The following is a 14,668-nucleotide window of genomic DNA, read 5'->3' on the forward strand; positions in this document are numbered from 1 at the left end:
CGCCGATCCGGGAGCCGACGGTGACGACCTGGAGTCCGACGACGTCGGTCTCCCCCGACTCCTCCGGGCGGAAGTAGTCCGCCAGGCACAGTCGGCGGCCCCGGCGCTGGCGGGGGAAGGTGAAGCGGGTGCGTTCGTTGCCCTGCTCGTCCAGCAGGATCAGGTCGTCGTCCTTGGACACGCAGGGGAAGTAGCCGTAGACCACGGCGGCTTCCAGCAGGTTGTCGGTCTGGAGCCGGTCCAGCAGTCCGCGCAGCCGCGGCCGGCCCTCGGTCTCGACGAGTTCCTCGTAGCTCGGGCCGTCGCCGGTGCGGGCCTGCTTCAGACCCCACTGGCCCTTGAACAGGGCGCCCTCGTCGAGCCAGCTCGCGTACTCCTTGAGCTGGATGCCCTTGACGACGCGGGTGCCCCAGAACGGCGGGGTGGGGACCGGGTTGTCGGTGGCCACGTCGGAGCGCACGTGTCCTTCCTCGGGGTGCTCCTCGACCTGCGCCGCGGGCGTCGCCCGGACCCTGCGCTGCTTGAGCTCCGGCAGCTTCGCGCCGGGCACTCCGCGCTTGACGCCGACCAGGGCGTCCATCAGGCGCAGGCCCTCGAAGGCGTCGCGGGCGTAGCGGACCTCGCCCTCGTAGATCTCGTGCAGGTCCTGTTCGACGTAGGCGCGGGTCAGCGCGGCGCCGCCGAGGATGACCGGGAAGTCCGCCGCCAGGCCGCGCTGGTTGAGCTCCTCCAGGTTCTCCTTCATGATCACGGTGGACTTCACCAGCAGGCCCGACATGCCGATGACGTCGGCGCGGTGCTCCTCGGCGGCCTCCAGGATCGCGGAGACCGGCTGCTTGATGCCGAGGTTGACGACGTTGTAGCCGTTGTTCGACAGGATGATGTCGACCAGGTTCTTGCCGATGTCGTGGACGTCGCCGCGCACGGTGGCCAGCACGATGGTGCCCTTGCCCTCGGTGTCGGACTTCTCCATGTGCGGTTCGAGGTGGGCGACGGCGGCCTTCATCACCTCGGCGGACTGGAGGACGAACGGCAGCTGCATCTGGCCCGAGCCGAACAGCTCGCCGACGGTCTTCATGCCGTCGAGGAGGGTCTCGTTGACGATGTCGAGGGCGGGGCGTTCGGCCAGGGCGAGGTCCAGGTCGGCTTCCAGGCCGTTGCGTTCGCCGTCGATGATCCGCCGCTTGAGGCGCTCCTCCAGCGGCAGTGCCGCCAGTTCCTCCGCCCGGCCGGCCTTCAGCGACTTCGCGGTGGCGCCCTCGAAGAGCTGCATGAGCTTCTGGAGCGGGTCGTAGCCCTCGCGGCGCCGGTCGTGGATGAGGTCGAGGGCGGTCTGCACCTGCTCGTCGTCGAAGCGGGCGATCGGCAGGATCTTGCTGGCGTGCACGATCGCCGAGTCCAGTCCGGCCTTGACGCATTCGTCGAGGAAGACGGAGTTGAGCAGGATGCGGGCGGCCGGGTTGAGGCCGAAGGAGATGTTCGACAGGCCCAGGGTGGTCTGTACGTCCGGGTGGCGGCGCTTGAGCTCGCGGATCGCCTCGATGGTGGCGATGCCGTCGCCCCGGGACTCCTCCTGGCCCGTACAGATCGTGAAGGTCAGTGTGTCGATCAGGATGTCCGACTCGTGGATGCCCCAGTTCCCGGTGAGGTCCTCGATCAGCCGTTCGGCGATCTCGACCTTCTTCTCGGGGGTACGGGCCTGGCCCTCCTCGTCGATGGTCAGCGCGATCAGGGCCGCGCCGTGTTCCTGGGCGAGCCTGGTGACCTTCGCGAAGCGGGACTCGGGGCCGTCGCCGTCCTCGTAGTTCACGGAGTTGATCACGGCGCGGCCGCCGAGCTTCTCCAGGCCGGCCCGGATGACCTCGACCTCGGTGGAGTCCAGGACGATCGGCAGCGTGGAGGCGGTGGCGAAACGGCCGGCCAGTTCCTCCATGTCGGCGACACCGTCACGGCCGACGTAGTCGACGCACAGGTCGAGCATGTGCGCGCCCTCGCGGATCTGGTCGCGGGCCATCTCCACGCAGTCGTCCCAGCGGCCCTCCAGCATCGCCTCGCGGAACTTCTTCGAGCCGTTGGCGTTCGTCCGTTCGCCGATCGCCAGGTAGGAGGTGTCCTGGCGGAAGGGGACGGTCTGGTAGAGGGAGGCGGCACCCGGCTCGGGGCGCGGGCGGCGCTCGCCCGGGGTGAGGCCGCGGACGCGCTCGACGACCTGGCGCAGGTGCTCGGGGGTGGTGCCGCAGCAGCCGCCGACGAGCGAGAGGCCGTACTCGTGTACGAAGGTCTCCTGGGCGTCGGCGAGCTCGGGCGCGCTCAGCGGGTAGTGGGCGCCGTCCTTGCCGAGGACCGGCAGGCCCGCGTTGGGCATGCAGGCCAGCGGGATGCGGGAGGTACGGGCGAGGTAGCGCAGGTGCTCGCTCATCTCGGCCGGGCCGGTGGCGCAGTTCAGGCCGATCATGTCGATGCCGAGCGGTTCCAGCGCGGTGAGGGCGGCGCCGATCTCCGAGCCGAGCAGCATGGTGCCGGTGGTCTCGACGGTCACCGAGACGATCAGCGGCAGGTCGAGGCCGAGGGCTTCGAGGGCGCGGCGGGTGCCGAGGACCGCGGACTTGGTCTGGAGCAGGTCCTGGGTGGTCTCGACGAGCAGTGCGTCGGCGCCGCCCGCGACCAGTCCCTCGGCGTTGCGCTGGTAGGCGTCGCGCAGGGTGGTGTAGGGGGCGTGGCCCAGGGTGGGCAGCTTGGTGCCGGGGCCCATGGAGCCCAGGATCCAGCGCTGTCGGCCGTCGCGGGCGGTGAAGTCGTCGGCGGCCTCGCGGGCGACGCGGGCGCCCGCCTCGGACAGCTCGTACACGCGGTCGGCGATGTCGTACTCGCCGAGCGCGGAGTGGTTGGCTCCGAACGTGTTCGTCTCGACGCAGTCCACGCCCACGGAGAAGTAGGCCTCATGGACCGAACGGACGATGTCGGGCCGGGTCACATTGAGGATCTCGTTGCAGCCCTCGAGGTTCTGGAAGTCCTCGAGGGTGGGCTCCTGGGCCTGGAGCATGGTGCCCATGGCTCCGTCGGCGACCACCACACGGGTGGCGAGGGCCTCTCGGAGCGCGGACACGCGGGTCCGGCTGTCGGCAAGGGTCGGCGGCACAGAGGCCATGAAGGGGCTCCCTTTGGGTGCGACGGCTGTCGGCTTTGCGCCGCCCGGGGAGTACCGGGAGGGGTCCCTGGGCGGGCGCACCCCGTCAGGGTATCCGGGACCGGGGGCTTATGGTCGGGGCGTCCACGAGGCGGACGAGGACGGCGCGCGGGCCGCCGCCGGGGGACGTGTGGCGCAACAGGTACCGACGGACCATTGGCGGGACGTCCACCTGGACCGGTAGTGTTCGGCATTGCCGAACGTTGGCAGTTCAAGGCCGCGCATTGTCGGTCATGGGGACGGAGGCAGGACGGCGATGGCACGGAACATCCAGTCGCTCGAACGGGCGGCCGCGATGCTGCGGCTGCTCGCGGGCGGCGAGCGGCGGCTCGGCCTGTCGGACATCGCCTCGGCGCTCGGCCTCGCCAAGGGCACCGCGCACGGCATCCTGCGCACCCTCCAGCTGGAGGGTTTCGTGGAGCAGGAGGACGCCTCCGGGCGCTACCAGCTGGGCGCCGAGCTGTTGCGGCTGGGCACCACGTATCTCGACGTGCACGAACTGCGCGCGCGGGCCCTGGTGTGGACGGACGACCTGGCCCGTTCCAGCGGGGAGAGCGTGCACCTGGGGGTCCTGCACCAGCACGGCGTACTGATCGTGCATCACGTCTTCCGGCCGGACGACAGCCGGCAGGTGCTGGAGATCGGGGCCATGCAGCCCCTGCACTCCACCGCGCTCGGCAAGGTGCTGTCGGCGTACGACCCGGTGGCGCACAGCGAGGTCATGGAGGCCGACCGCAAGCCGTTCACGGACCGGACCGTGTGCGAGTCGGTGGCGTTCGAGCAGGTCCTCGACCTCACGCGGGCGCGGGGGTACGCGGCCGACGTCGAGGAGACCTGGGAGGGCGTCGCGTCGATCGCCGCGCCCATCCACGACCGGCGGCGCATGCCGGTCGGCGCGGTCGGCATCACCGGGGCCGTGGAACGGCTGGGCCGGGACGGGGAGCTGCGTCCCGAGCTGATCGCGGCGGTGCGGGACTGCGCCCGCGCGGTGTCACGGGACCTGGGCGCCGCCCGCTTCTGATCCTGCGCGACCCCGCGCACCCTCGACTTCAAGGACCGGAACGCCCGGTGGCGCTCCGGTCCTTACCATGCCCCGGGGTGTACAAAATGGGGCAAACATGAGGCCGCGAGCGCGTCGTGGCCGCATCGCCGCCGCCCGGCCCGCCGGCCCTTTGGCCGGGCCCGGCACCCCCCGCCCATCAGTGGCGATCGCGAATAACGATCGCGCTTTCGAGAACAGAACCCTTGACGCACGCGTGACGCCGGAGCAAGACTCCCGTCCACCGGTCGACATTGTCGAACACCTGACGGCAATACGCGCTAGGGTGTGGCAACGCCCACGGCCGGCATCGCTCTCACCCCCGAGGGCGTCGAACTCCCGGCGGGACCCGGGATTCGGCTTCCTGGACGAAGGACAAAGGAGTCGCGGGTGTCCAGCTCCGACATCTTCATCGGCGAGACCATCGGTACCGCCATACTCATCCTGCTGGGCGGCGGCGTCTGCGCCGCCGTCACGCTGAAGGCCTCCAAGGCCCGCAACGCCGGCTGGCTCGCCATCACCTTCGGGTGGGGTTTCGCCGTCCTCACGGCCGTCTACACCTCCGGCCCGCTGTCCGGCGCGCATCTGAACCCGGCGGTGACGCTCGCACTCGCGATCAAGGACGGCGGCTGGGGCAACGTTCCGGTCTACTGGGGCGGGCAGCTCCTGGGCGCCATGATCGGCGCGACGCTGGTCTGGGTCGCCTACTACGGCCAGTTCCAGGCGCACCTGACGGACGAGGAGATCGTCGGCGACCTCGGCGGGCAGCCCGTCAAGGTGAAGTCCGCCGAGGTGAAGTCCGTCGAGGCCCGGGAGAGAGGCGCCGGCCCGGTGCTGGGCGTCTTCTCCACCGGTCCCGAGATCCGCGTGGTCTGGCAGAACCTGGCCACGGAGATCATCGGCACCTTCGTGCTCGTCATCGCCGTCCTCACCCAGGGCCTCAACGACGCGGGCAACGGCCTCGGCACGCTGGGCGCGCTGATCACCGCCCTCGTCGTCGTCTCGATCGGTCTGTCCCTCGGCGGCCCGACCGGCTACGCGATCAACCCGGCCCGTGACCTCGGTCCGCGCCTCGTGCACGCCCTCCTGCCGCTGCCCAACAAGGGCGGCTCCGACTGGCGCTACGCCTGGATACCGGTGGCCGGCCCGCTGATCGGCGGGGCGATCGCCGCGGGCATATACAACGTCGCCTTCGCCTGAGAACACCGGTCCTCCGGACTCCCGCCGCGCGCACCGGGAGTCCGGACCCGAAGCACCGAACCTCACCGCACGCGCCGTACGTACCGCCCCCAACCACGGAACTCCCAGGAGCAGACAGTGACCGACGCGCACACCGCCGGCCCGTTCATCGCCGCCATCGACCAGGGCACCACCTCCAGCCGCTGCATCGTCTTCGACCGCGACGGCCGGATCGTCTCCGTCGACCAGAAGGAGCACGAGCAGATCTTCCCGAAGCCGGGCTGGGTGGAGCACGACGCCACCGAGATCTGGACCAACGTCGAGGAGGTCGTCGCCGGAGCCATCGCGAAGGCCGGCATCACCCGCGACGACATCAAGGCCATCGGCATCACCAACCAGCGCGAGACCACCGTGCTGTGGGACAGGAACACCGGTGAGCCCGTCCACAACGCCATCGTCTGGCAGGACACCCGCACCGACGCGCTCTGCAAGGAGCTCGGCCGCAACGTCGGCCAGGACCGCTTCCGCCGCGAGACCGGCCTGCCGCTCGCGTCGTACTTCGCCGGCCCCAAGGCGCGCTGGCTGCTCGACAACGTCTCGGGCCTGCGCGAGCGCGCCGAGGCGGGCGACATCCTCTTCGGCACCATGGACAGCTGGGTCATCTGGAACCTGACCGGCGGTGTCGACGGCGGCCACCACGTCACCGACGTCACCAACGCCTCCCGCACCATGCTGATGAACCTGCACACGCTGGAGTGGGACCCGAAGATCGCCGAGTCCATCGGCGTCCCGCTGTCGATGCTGCCCGAGATCCGCTCCTCGGCCGAGGTCTACGGCGAGGTCACCGGCGGCCGGCTGGGCGAGCTGCTCGGCGGCATCCCGGTCGCCTCCGCGCTCGGCGACCAGCAGGCGGCCCTGTTCGGCCAGACCTGCTTCTCCGAGGGCGAGGCCAAGTCCACGTACGGCACCGGCACGTTCATGCTGATGAACACCGGCGAGAAGATCATCAACTCCTACTCGGGCCTGCTGACCACGGTCGGCTACCGCATCGGCGACCAGAAGCCGGTGTACGCCCTGGAGGGTTCGATCGCCGTCACCGGTTCGCTGGTGCAGTGGATGCGCGACCAGATGGGCCTGATCTCCACCGCCGCCGAGATCGAGACGCTCGCGCTGACCGTCGAGGACAACGGCGGCGCCTACTTCGTACCGGCCTTCTCCGGCCTGTTCGCCCCGTACTGGCGCTCCGACGCCCGCGGTGTGATCGCCGGTCTGACCCGGTACGTCACCAAGGCGCACCTCGCACGCGCCGTCCTGGAGGCCACGGCCTGGCAGACCCGTGAGATCACCGACGCCATGACGAAGGACTCGGGCGTCGAGCTCGCGGCCCTCAAGGTCGACGGCGGCATGACCTCCAACAACCTGCTGATGCAGACCCTCTCGGACTTCCTGGACGCCCCCGTGGTGCGTCCGATGGTCGCCGAGACGACCTGCCTCGGCGCCGCCTACGCCGCCGGTCTCGCCGTCGGCTTCTGGAACAACACCGACGACCTGCGCGCCAACTGGCGCCGGGCCGCCGAATGGACCCCCCGCATGGACGCGGAGCACCGCGACCGTGAGTACAAGAGCTGGCTCAAGGCCGTCGAGCGGACCATGGGCTGGCTCGAGGACGAGGAGTAAGAACCACCGATGACCAGTCAGCCCACCCTGCAGTCCGTGCCTGCCCTCGGTACGCGCCCGGCCGCCGGCTCGAACCCGAGTCGTGCCGAGACCCGAGAGCAGCTCTCCAAGGCGTCGTACGACCTTCTCGTGATCGGCGGCGGCATCCTGGGCATCTCCACCGCCTGGCACGCCGCGCAGTCCGGTCTGCGGGTGGCTCTGGTCGACTCCGGCGACTTCGCCGGTGCCACCTCCTCCGCCTCCTCCAAGCTCCTCCACGGCGGTCTGCGCTACCTCCAGACCGGCGCGGTGAAGCTGGTGGCGGAGAACCACTTCGAGCGCCGTGCGGTCTCCCGCCAGGTGGCCCCCCACCTGGCGAACCCGCTCACGTTCTACCTCCCCGTGTACAAGGGCGGGCCGCACGGCGCGGCGAAGCTCGGGGCGGGCGTCTTCGCCTACTCCGCGCTCTCCGCGTTCGGTGACGGCGTCGGTCACCTGCTCAGCCCGGCCAAGGCCGCGCAGGACGTGCCCGAGCTGCGCACCGACAACCTCAAGGCCGTCGCCGTCTACGGCGACGACCAGATGAACGACTCCCGGATGGCGCTGATGACGGTCCGCGCGGCCGTCGAGTCGGGCGCCGTCGTCCTCAACCACGCCGAGGTCACCGGACTGCGTTTCACCCGGGGCCGGGTGACGGGCGCCGAGCTGCGCGACCGTCTCTCCGGCGAGGAGTTCGGCGTGAACGCCCGGCTGGTGCTGAACGCGACCGGCCCGTGGGTGGACCACCTGCGCCGGATGGAGGACGCCGGCGCCGCGCCGTCGATCCGGCTGTCGAAGGGCGCGCACCTGGTCCTGAAGCGGACCGCGCCGTGGAAGGCCGCGCTGGCCACCCCCATCGACAAGTACCGCATCACCTTCGCCCTGCCCTGGGAGGACATGCTGCTGCTGGGCACGACCGACGAGGAGTACGAGGGCGACCCGGCGGACGTCGCCGTCAACGACAAGGACACCGCCCAGATCCTCGACGAGGCGGCGTTCTCCATCCGGGACCAGCAGCTCGACCGTGACCTCATCACGTACGCCTTCGCCGGTCTGCGGGTGCTGCCGGGCGGCCCCGGCGACACCGCCAAGGCCAAGCGCGAGACGGTGGTGACCGAGGGCCGGGGCGGCATGCTGTCCGTCGCGGGCGGCAAGTGGACCACCTTCCGGCACATCGGCCGTACGGTGATGCGCAAGCTCCAGGAGCTGCCGGGGCACCCGCTCGGCGACGACTTCGAGCCGGTCGCCTCGCTGCCGAAGAAGCTGCCGCTGCCGGGGGTCGCCAACCCGCGCGCGGTCGCCCACCGGCTGCTCACCGACCGTCCGGCGCCGGGGCCGCGGATGGCGGCGGACACCGCCCGGCACCTTGCCACCCACTACGGTTCGCTGGCCTTCGACATCGCCCGGCTGGCGAACGAGGACCCGCGGCTGGGCGAGCGCGTCCACCCGGACGCGCCGGAGATCTGGGCGCAGGTCGTCTACGCCCGGGACCACGAGTGGGCCCGGACGCCGGACGACGTGCTGCGCCGTCGTACGACGCTCACGATCCGGGGCCTGGCCTCGGACGAGGTCCGGGCGAAGGTCCAGGACGTGCTCGACGCGCAGTAGGCCCGGCGTCCGCCCCGCCCGACCGGGGCCGGCGCCGGGGCCTGCGCCCGCTACCGGGAGAGGGGCGGCTCCACGTCACCGGAGCCGCCCCTCTCCACATGCGGGCCATGATCGGCGACTTGGCCGCGTCGGACGGGCCGGGCCTCCATAATGCCCCTGAGACATCGGATGTCTCGGATGTCCGAGCGACAGGGGGCCCTCCCATGGCAGTCACCGACGAGGCGATCGAGAAGATCAAGGACATGATCGTCTCCGGTGCGCTGCGCCCGGGCGACCGCCTGCCGAAGGAGAGCGAACTCGCCGCCGGGCTGGGGCTGTCGCGCAACTCGCTGCGGGAGGCGGTGCGCGCGCTGTCGCTGATCCGGATCCTGGACGTGCGGCAGGGCGACGGCACCTATGTGACCAGCCTGGACCCGCAGTTGCTGCTGGAGGCGATGAGTTTCGTCGTCGACTTCCACCGCGACGACACGGTGCTGGAGTTCCTCTCCGTGCGCCGCATCCTGGAGCCGGCCGCCACGGCGATGGCGGCCCCGCGGATCGGCGAGGCGCAACTGGACGCGCTCTCGGCCCGGTTGGACGCGCTCGGCGCGGCCCCCTCGGTGGAGGAACTCGTCGCCTGCGACCTGGAGTTCCACCGGGACATCGTGCGCAGCGCGGGCAACTCGGTGCTGTGCTCACTGCTCGACGGTCTGTCAGGGCCCACCACCCGGGCCCGGATCTGGCGCGGGCTGACCCAGGAGGACGCGGTCGCCCGCACGCTGCGCGAGCACCGGGCGATCCTGGCCGCGCTGCGCGACCGGGACGCGGAGGCGGCGCGTTCCTGGGCGACGGTGCACATCGCGAGTGTGGAGCAGTGGCTGCGCAGCACGCTGTGAATCTCCTGTGGATCCGGGGTGCGGGGCGTGGGCGGCCGTCGCCCGTCGAGGGTGTTCGGGGGTGGTGATCGGGGCAGTGATCCGTTCACTCCCCCGTGCAAGGGGGCTGCGGGCGCCCCCGCCGCACGCCGTAAGGTTGGGACGTACGCGAGGGCACGTCGGAAGGAGGCGCTGGGTGATCGAGCTCGAGGGGGTTCCCGAGCTGATCGACCCGGTCATGGTGGCCGCGTTCGAGGGCTGGAACGATGCCGGCGACGCCGCTTCCACCGCGGTCGCGCATCTGGAGAGGGAGTGGAAGGGCGAGGTGTTCGCGGCGCTCGACGCCGAGGACTACTACGACTTCCAGGTGAACCGGCCCACGGTGTGGATGGATGCCGGGGTGCGCAAGATCACCTGGCCGACGACGAGGCTGTCGGTGGTCCGGATCGGCGGCGAGAAGCCGCGCGACCTGGTGCTGGTCCGTGGCATCGAACCGTCCATGCGCTGGCGCTCGTTCTGCAACGAGCTGCTCGGCTTCGCGCACGAGCTGGGCGTGGAGCTGGTGGTGATCCTGGGCGCGCTGCTCGGCGACACCCCGCACACCCGTCCGGTCCCGATCAGCGGGACCACGTCCGACCCGGACCTGGCGCAGCGCATGGACCTGGAGGAGACCAAGTACGAGGGTCCGACGGGCATCGTCGGCGTCCTGCAGGAGGCGTGCACGCACGCGGGCGTGCCGGCGGTGTCGCTGTGGGCGGCGGTCCCGCACTACGTGTCGCAGCCGCCCAACCCGAAGGCCACGATGGCCCTGCTCAACCGGCTGGAGGACCTCATCGACGTGCGCATCCCGCTGGGCGAACTGCCCGAGGACGCGCGCGCCTGGCAGGTGGGGGTGGACCAGCTGGCCGCCGAGGACAGCGAGGTCGCGGAGTACGTGCAGACGCTGGAGGAGGCCCGGGACACCGCGGAGCTCCCGGAGGCGTCCGGCGAGGCGATCGCCCGTGAGTTCGAGCGGTATCTGCGGCGGCGGGACGGCGGCGGTCCGCCCGGGGCACCCGGTGGACACGCCACGGAGGGCGGTGACGGGCCGTCGTCGCCGGGTTCCTATCTGCGCGACAGCCCCAGTGAGCGGACCCGGCCGCCGAAGCCCCCGAAGCCGAGCGCTGACGACGAGGATTCGTCGGAGGACTGACCATGCGGTCCTTGACCGTGTACGCAAGAGGGGCGCTTCCTCCGCAGGGAGGAAGCGCCCCTCTCGTGCGTCCGGTACGTCCGCGGCCGCCAGGGCCTGTCTGACGATTCCCGTCTGCCCGGCGACGCCATGCACGCTCCCCCAAGGGGGGGGGAACCCCCACTCGCCGCACCGGCCCCGGACCCGAGTACCTCCAGTACGCGGGCCTGGGGCCGGCACACCGAGAGCACGCTCCCCCGAGCTCTCGGCTTCGCTCGAGCGGGGAGGGACCCCCATGACACCGCCGGGCCGCCCTCCGGGCGACGACGCGAATCGTCGGACAGGCCCTACAGGGCGACGCCCAGCAGCGCGTCGACGGCCCGGGACACCAGACCGGGGGCGCTGATGTCGGTGCCGCCCCGCTCCTGCTGCGCGGCGGCCCAGCGGTCCACGGCCAGCAGCGCGGCCGGGGCGTCGAGGTCGTTCGCGAGGGCCTCGCGGATCTCCTCGACGAGGGCGTCCGCGGACGGTCCGTCGGGACGGGAGACGGCCGCGCGCCAGCGCCCGAGCCGTGCCTCGGCGGCGGGCAGCACCTCGTCGGTCCACTCCCAGTCGCGACGGTAGTGGTGGGCGAGGAGGGCGAGGCGGATGGCGGCCGGGTCGACGCCGTCGCGCCGCAGACGCGAGACGAAGACGAGGTTGCCCCGCGACTTGGACATCTTCTCGCCGTCCAGCGCGACCATGCCGGCGTGGACGTAGGCCTTGGCCATGGGGAACTCGCCGGTCAGCACCTGGGCGTGCGAGGCGCCCATCTCGTGGTGGGGGAAGACGAGGTCGGAGCCGCCGCCCTGGACGTCGAAGCCCATGCCGAGGTGGTCGAGGGCGATGGCGACGCACTCGATGTGCCAGCCGGGCCGCCCGCGTCCCAGCGAGCCGCCGTCCCAGCTGGGCTCGCCGTCACGGGCGGCCATCCACAGCATGGGGTCGAGCGGGTTCTTCTTGCCGGACCGGTCGGGGTCGCCGCCGCGTTCGGCGGACAGCAGCCGCATGGCGGCGGCGTCGAGGTGGGAGACCTTGCCGAAGTCGGGGTCGGACTCGACGGAGAAGTAGACGTCGCCCTCGAGCTCGTAGGCGGCGCCCTGGTCCCGCAGCCGCTCGACGAGCGGCACGATGCCGGGTATCGCCTCGACGGCGCCTATGTAGTGCCGCGGCGGGAGCATCCGCAGCGCGGTCATGTCCTCGCGGAAGAGCGACGTCTCCTGCTCGGCGAGGGCGACCCAGTCGACGCCGTCCCGCTGCGCGCGCTCCAGCAGCGGATCGTCGACGTCGGTGACGTTCTGGACGTAGTGAACCTGCCGCTTGGTGTCGAGCCACACGCGCTGCACCAGGTCGAACGCGTTGTAGGTCGCCGCGTGACCCATGTGGGTGGCGTCGTAGGGCGTGATGCCGCAGACGTAGATACGGGCGACGGGACCGGGGGCGAGGGTGACCAAGCCGCCGGTCGCGGAGTCGTGGATCCTCAGGTCGCGGCCCTGACCAGGCAGGGCGGGGACCTCGGAAGCGGGCCAGGCATGCATGTCATGAGCCTAACCGGACGGAAGTTCCGCGTACGAACCGGAGCGGGCCGTATGGCCGGGAAGGCACCCTTGCGCGCCCGCGCCCCGGTGTGCTGGGCGCACGTCTGTGTTCGAGCACACATCCGAGCCGCCCGTACCGGCGGACCGGGCGGGCTCGAAAGGGGGAAGGGCGGGAAGTCCGGGGACGGGGTCAGACCGGGGGCCAGGGGATCGCCGGCCACTCGCCGCTCGGCTCCGGATGGGTCCCGGACCGCAGCAGCGCGTCGACCCGCGCCCGGGTGGCGTCGACCTCGGCGGCGGTGAGCAGTTCGGCGAGCCGGACCGCGAGCGCGCCGTCCGGCTCCAGGGCCGCTCCGAGCCCCTTGAGCGCCGCCACGGCCTCCCCGGTCAGCGGTTCCCCCGCCCAGCCCCACAGCAGCGTCCGCAGCTTGTTCTCGACGTTGAAGGTGACCCCGTGGTCGATGCCGTAGAGGCGCTCGTCCGCCGTGGGCAGCAGATGGCCGCCCTTGCGGTCCGCGTTGTTGATCACGGCGTCCAGGACGGCGAGGCGGCGCAGCCGTTCGTCGTCGGCGTGCACCAGCAGCGCGGTCCTGCCCTCACCGACCTCGGCGAAACCGATCGCCTTCCAGCCGGGGGCGGGCTCCTCGTCGTCCACCAGGGCGAGCAGTTCCGCGTCCGGGAGCGCCTCGATCCACAGCTGGCACATCCCCTCGCCGTACGGCCCGTCCCGCAGCACCGTGGGCGGTACGAGACCCCAGCCGGTCGCCTCGGAGACCTCGTAGGCCGCCACCTCGCGCTCGGCGAGCGTGCCGTCGGGGAAGTCCCACAGGGGCCGCTCCCCCGCGACGGGCTTGTAGACGCAGGCCGCTTCCCGGCCGTCGTACGTCACCGTGCAGTACAGCGCCGCGTTGGACGCGTCGCGGATGCGTCCGCGCACCGTCAGCTCGCCGCGCGCGAGCAGCTCGGCGGGCGTCACCTCGGTGCTCACGCCCCGCGGCGGTATCCGTTCTGGCGCGGACATACGTGTCCTTCCGGGTCGAGCGGCAGGCTGCACAGCGGGCAGGGCGGCCGGCCGGCGTTGACGACGTCGAGGGCTCGTTTGGCGAAGGCCCGCGCCTGCGCGCCGGTCAGCCGGACCCGCAGCATCGGGGGCCCGTTCTCCTCGTCCTGGAGGAGCCGCTCCTCGGCCTCGGCGAGGTCCTCGTCGGACTCGGCGTCGAGTTCCACGAGGGCCTGCGCCTCGACGATCATGCGTTGTTCCTCGCCGTCCCAGGCCAGCGCCATGGTGCCGACCCGGAACTCCTCCTCGACGGGCGTGTCGAGAGGGGCGGTGTCGGAGATCTCGGTGGGCGCCATCGCGGGTACGGCCGCGCTGCCGCCGCTACGGCGTACGACCTCGTCGAGCAGTTCGTCCATGCGCTCGGCGAGTGCCGCGACCTGGGTCTTCTCCAGGGCCACGCTGGTCACCCGGGATCCGGCGGTGGCCTGGAGGAAGAACGTACGGCGCCCGGGCAGACCGACCGTGCCGGCCACGAAGCGCTCCGGCGGGTCGTACAGGTACACCTGACGGGACACGTCCTGTCTCCATTGGAATCGTGAGTGCGTGAACGTCCATGCGTGAACGTGACTGCGTGAACCGCTTCACCCTACTGCGGCCGACGATCACGGTGCGCCCGCGCCGCCGCCGACCGGGGCTTCGCCGTCGGCCGGCTCCTCGCGCGGTACGAGGGAGGCGAGGTCACCGGTGTCCCCGAGGCGCACGAGAAACGGCCGCAGCCTGGTGTAGCGGATCACGGTGAGGGAACAGGGTTCTACGGAAATCCTCTGGAACAGGTCGAGATGAAGTCCGAGTGCGTCCGCCACGAGCGACTTGATGATGTCGCCGTGCGAACACATGAGGTACACGGCCCGGTCGCCGTGGTCGCGCTCCACGCGCGCGTTCCACTCGCGGACCGCTTCGGCGGCCCTGGTCTGCATGGCGCGCATGGACTCGCCGCCGGGGAAGGCGGCGGCGGACGGGTGGTTCTGGACGACCTCCATCAGGGGTTCGTCCTTCAGCTCGGCGAGCTTGCGCCCGGACCAGTCGCCGTAGTGGCACTCCCCGATCCGCTCGTCGGTGTGCGCGGTCAGCTCCGGGCGGGCGTCGAGCAGGGGCCGCAGGGTCTCCTGGCAGCGCTGCAAGGGGCTGGTGACGACCTCGGAGACCGGGATGTCGGCGAGCCGCTTCGGCAGTGCGGCGGCCTGCGCGGCGCCGCGCTCGTCGAGGGCGACGCCGGGCGTCCAGCCGGCGAGCAGGCCCTCGGTGTTGGCGGTGGAACGTCCGTGCCGGACGAGGATCAGCGTGGGCATGCGGACCAG

Annotated in this window: 11 protein-coding genes; 6 read left to right on the forward strand and 5 right to left on the reverse strand. The window is 71.5% G+C overall.

What is annotated here, in order from left to right; all coding sequences use genetic code 11:
- Window positions 1-3,148, reverse strand: a 3,148-nt coding sequence (metH, locus tag ACWC24_RS20495; RefSeq protein WP_450664258.1) for a methionine synthase, incomplete at its 3' end; no start/stop codon positions are given.
- Window positions 3,149-3,443: 295 nt separating this feature from the next.
- Here metH and ACWC24_RS20500 point away from each other — a divergent pair.
- The 6 genes from ACWC24_RS20500 to ACWC24_RS20525 all read left to right on the forward strand — a co-directional run bounded on the left by ACWC24_RS20500 (window position 3,444) and on the right by ACWC24_RS20525 (window position 10,754).
- Window positions 3,444-4,208, forward strand: coding sequence for an IclR family transcriptional regulator (locus tag ACWC24_RS20500; RefSeq protein WP_392623498.1), 765 nt, complete (start codon window positions 3,444-3,446; stop codon window positions 4,206-4,208).
- 408 nt (window positions 4,209-4,616) lie between these two features.
- The gene (locus ACWC24_RS20505; protein WP_450664259.1) at window positions 4,617-5,426 is read left to right on the forward strand and encodes an MIP/aquaporin family protein; all 810 of its coding nucleotides are present in this window, start codon (window positions 4,617-4,619) and stop codon (window positions 5,424-5,426) included.
- Window positions 5,427-5,543: 117 nt separating this feature from the next.
- Window positions 5,544-7,082 (forward strand): glycerol kinase GlpK, encoded by a 1,539-nt coding sequence (gene glpK / locus ACWC24_RS20510; protein ID WP_450664260.1) that lies wholly within the window; start codon window positions 5,544-5,546, stop codon window positions 7,080-7,082.
- A 9-nt stretch (window positions 7,083-7,091) separates the two neighbouring features.
- A complete protein-coding gene (locus ACWC24_RS20515; RefSeq protein WP_450664261.1) occupies window positions 7,092-8,708 on the forward strand; it encodes an FAD-dependent oxidoreductase in 1,617 nt (538 codons plus the stop codon).
- 203 nt (window positions 8,709-8,911) lie between these two features.
- A complete protein-coding gene (locus tag ACWC24_RS20520) occupies window positions 8,912-9,583 on the forward strand; it encodes a FadR/GntR family transcriptional regulator (protein ID WP_450664262.1) in 672 nt (223 codons plus the stop codon).
- A gap of 175 nt (window positions 9,584-9,758) precedes the next feature.
- Window positions 9,759-10,754, forward strand: coding sequence for a PAC2 family protein (locus tag ACWC24_RS20525; RefSeq protein ID WP_450664263.1), 996 nt, complete (start codon window positions 9,759-9,761; stop codon window positions 10,752-10,754).
- Between the two features lie 326 nt (window positions 10,755-11,080).
- On the opposite strand, the gene mshC is transcribed toward ACWC24_RS20525, so the two are convergent.
- The 4 genes from mshC to ACWC24_RS20545 all read right to left on the reverse strand — a co-directional run bounded on the left by mshC (window position 11,081) and on the right by ACWC24_RS20545 (window position 14,659).
- A complete protein-coding gene (gene mshC / locus ACWC24_RS20530; protein ID WP_450664264.1) occupies window positions 11,081-12,310 on the reverse strand; it encodes a cysteine--1-D-myo-inosityl 2-amino-2-deoxy-alpha-D-glucopyranoside ligase in 1,230 nt (409 codons plus the stop codon).
- Window positions 12,311-12,500: 190 nt separating this feature from the next.
- Window positions 12,501-13,331 (reverse strand): SCO1664 family protein, encoded by an 831-nt coding sequence (locus ACWC24_RS20535; protein WP_450664265.1) that lies wholly within the window; start codon window positions 13,329-13,331, stop codon window positions 12,501-12,503.
- Window positions 13,295-13,885 carry a DUF3090 domain-containing protein gene (locus ACWC24_RS20540; RefSeq protein ID WP_351618333.1) on the reverse strand — a complete coding sequence of 197 codons (591 nt, stop codon included), beginning with the start codon at window positions 13,883-13,885 and terminating at the stop codon, window positions 13,295-13,297. The genes ACWC24_RS20535 and ACWC24_RS20540 overlap by 37 nt, the downstream gene beginning before the upstream one ends.
- Window positions 13,886-13,972: 87 nt before the next feature.
- Window positions 13,973-14,659, reverse strand: coding sequence for a histidine phosphatase family protein (locus tag ACWC24_RS20545; RefSeq protein WP_450664266.1), 687 nt, complete (start codon window positions 14,657-14,659; stop codon window positions 13,973-13,975).
- Between the last annotated feature and the right edge of the window lie 9 nt (window positions 14,660-14,668).

It is taken from the genome of Streptomyces sp. NPDC001443 (genome assembly GCF_053597355.1).

Coding starts and splice junctions, on each gene's coding strand:
- ACWC24_RS20520 (WP_450664262.1), top strand. CDS start 8,912: ATGGCAGTCACCGACGAGGCGATCGAGAAGATCAAGGACATGATCGTC.
- ACWC24_RS20500 (WP_392623498.1), top strand. CDS start 3,444: ATGGCACGGAACATCCAGTCGCTCGAACGGGCGGCCGCGATGCTGCGG.
- ACWC24_RS20515 (WP_450664261.1), top strand. CDS start 7,092: ATGACCAGTCAGCCCACCCTGCAGTCCGTGCCTGCCCTCGGTACGCGC.
- ACWC24_RS20535 (WP_450664265.1), bottom strand. CDS start 13,331: ATGTCCGCGCCAGAACGGATACCGCCGCGGGGCGTGAGCACCGAGGTG.
- mshC (WP_450664264.1), bottom strand. CDS start 12,310: ATGCATGCCTGGCCCGCTTCCGAGGTCCCCGCCCTGCCTGGTCAGGGC.
- ACWC24_RS20545 (WP_450664266.1), bottom strand. CDS start 14,659: ATGCCCACGCTGATCCTCGTCCGGCACGGACGTTCCACCGCCAACACC.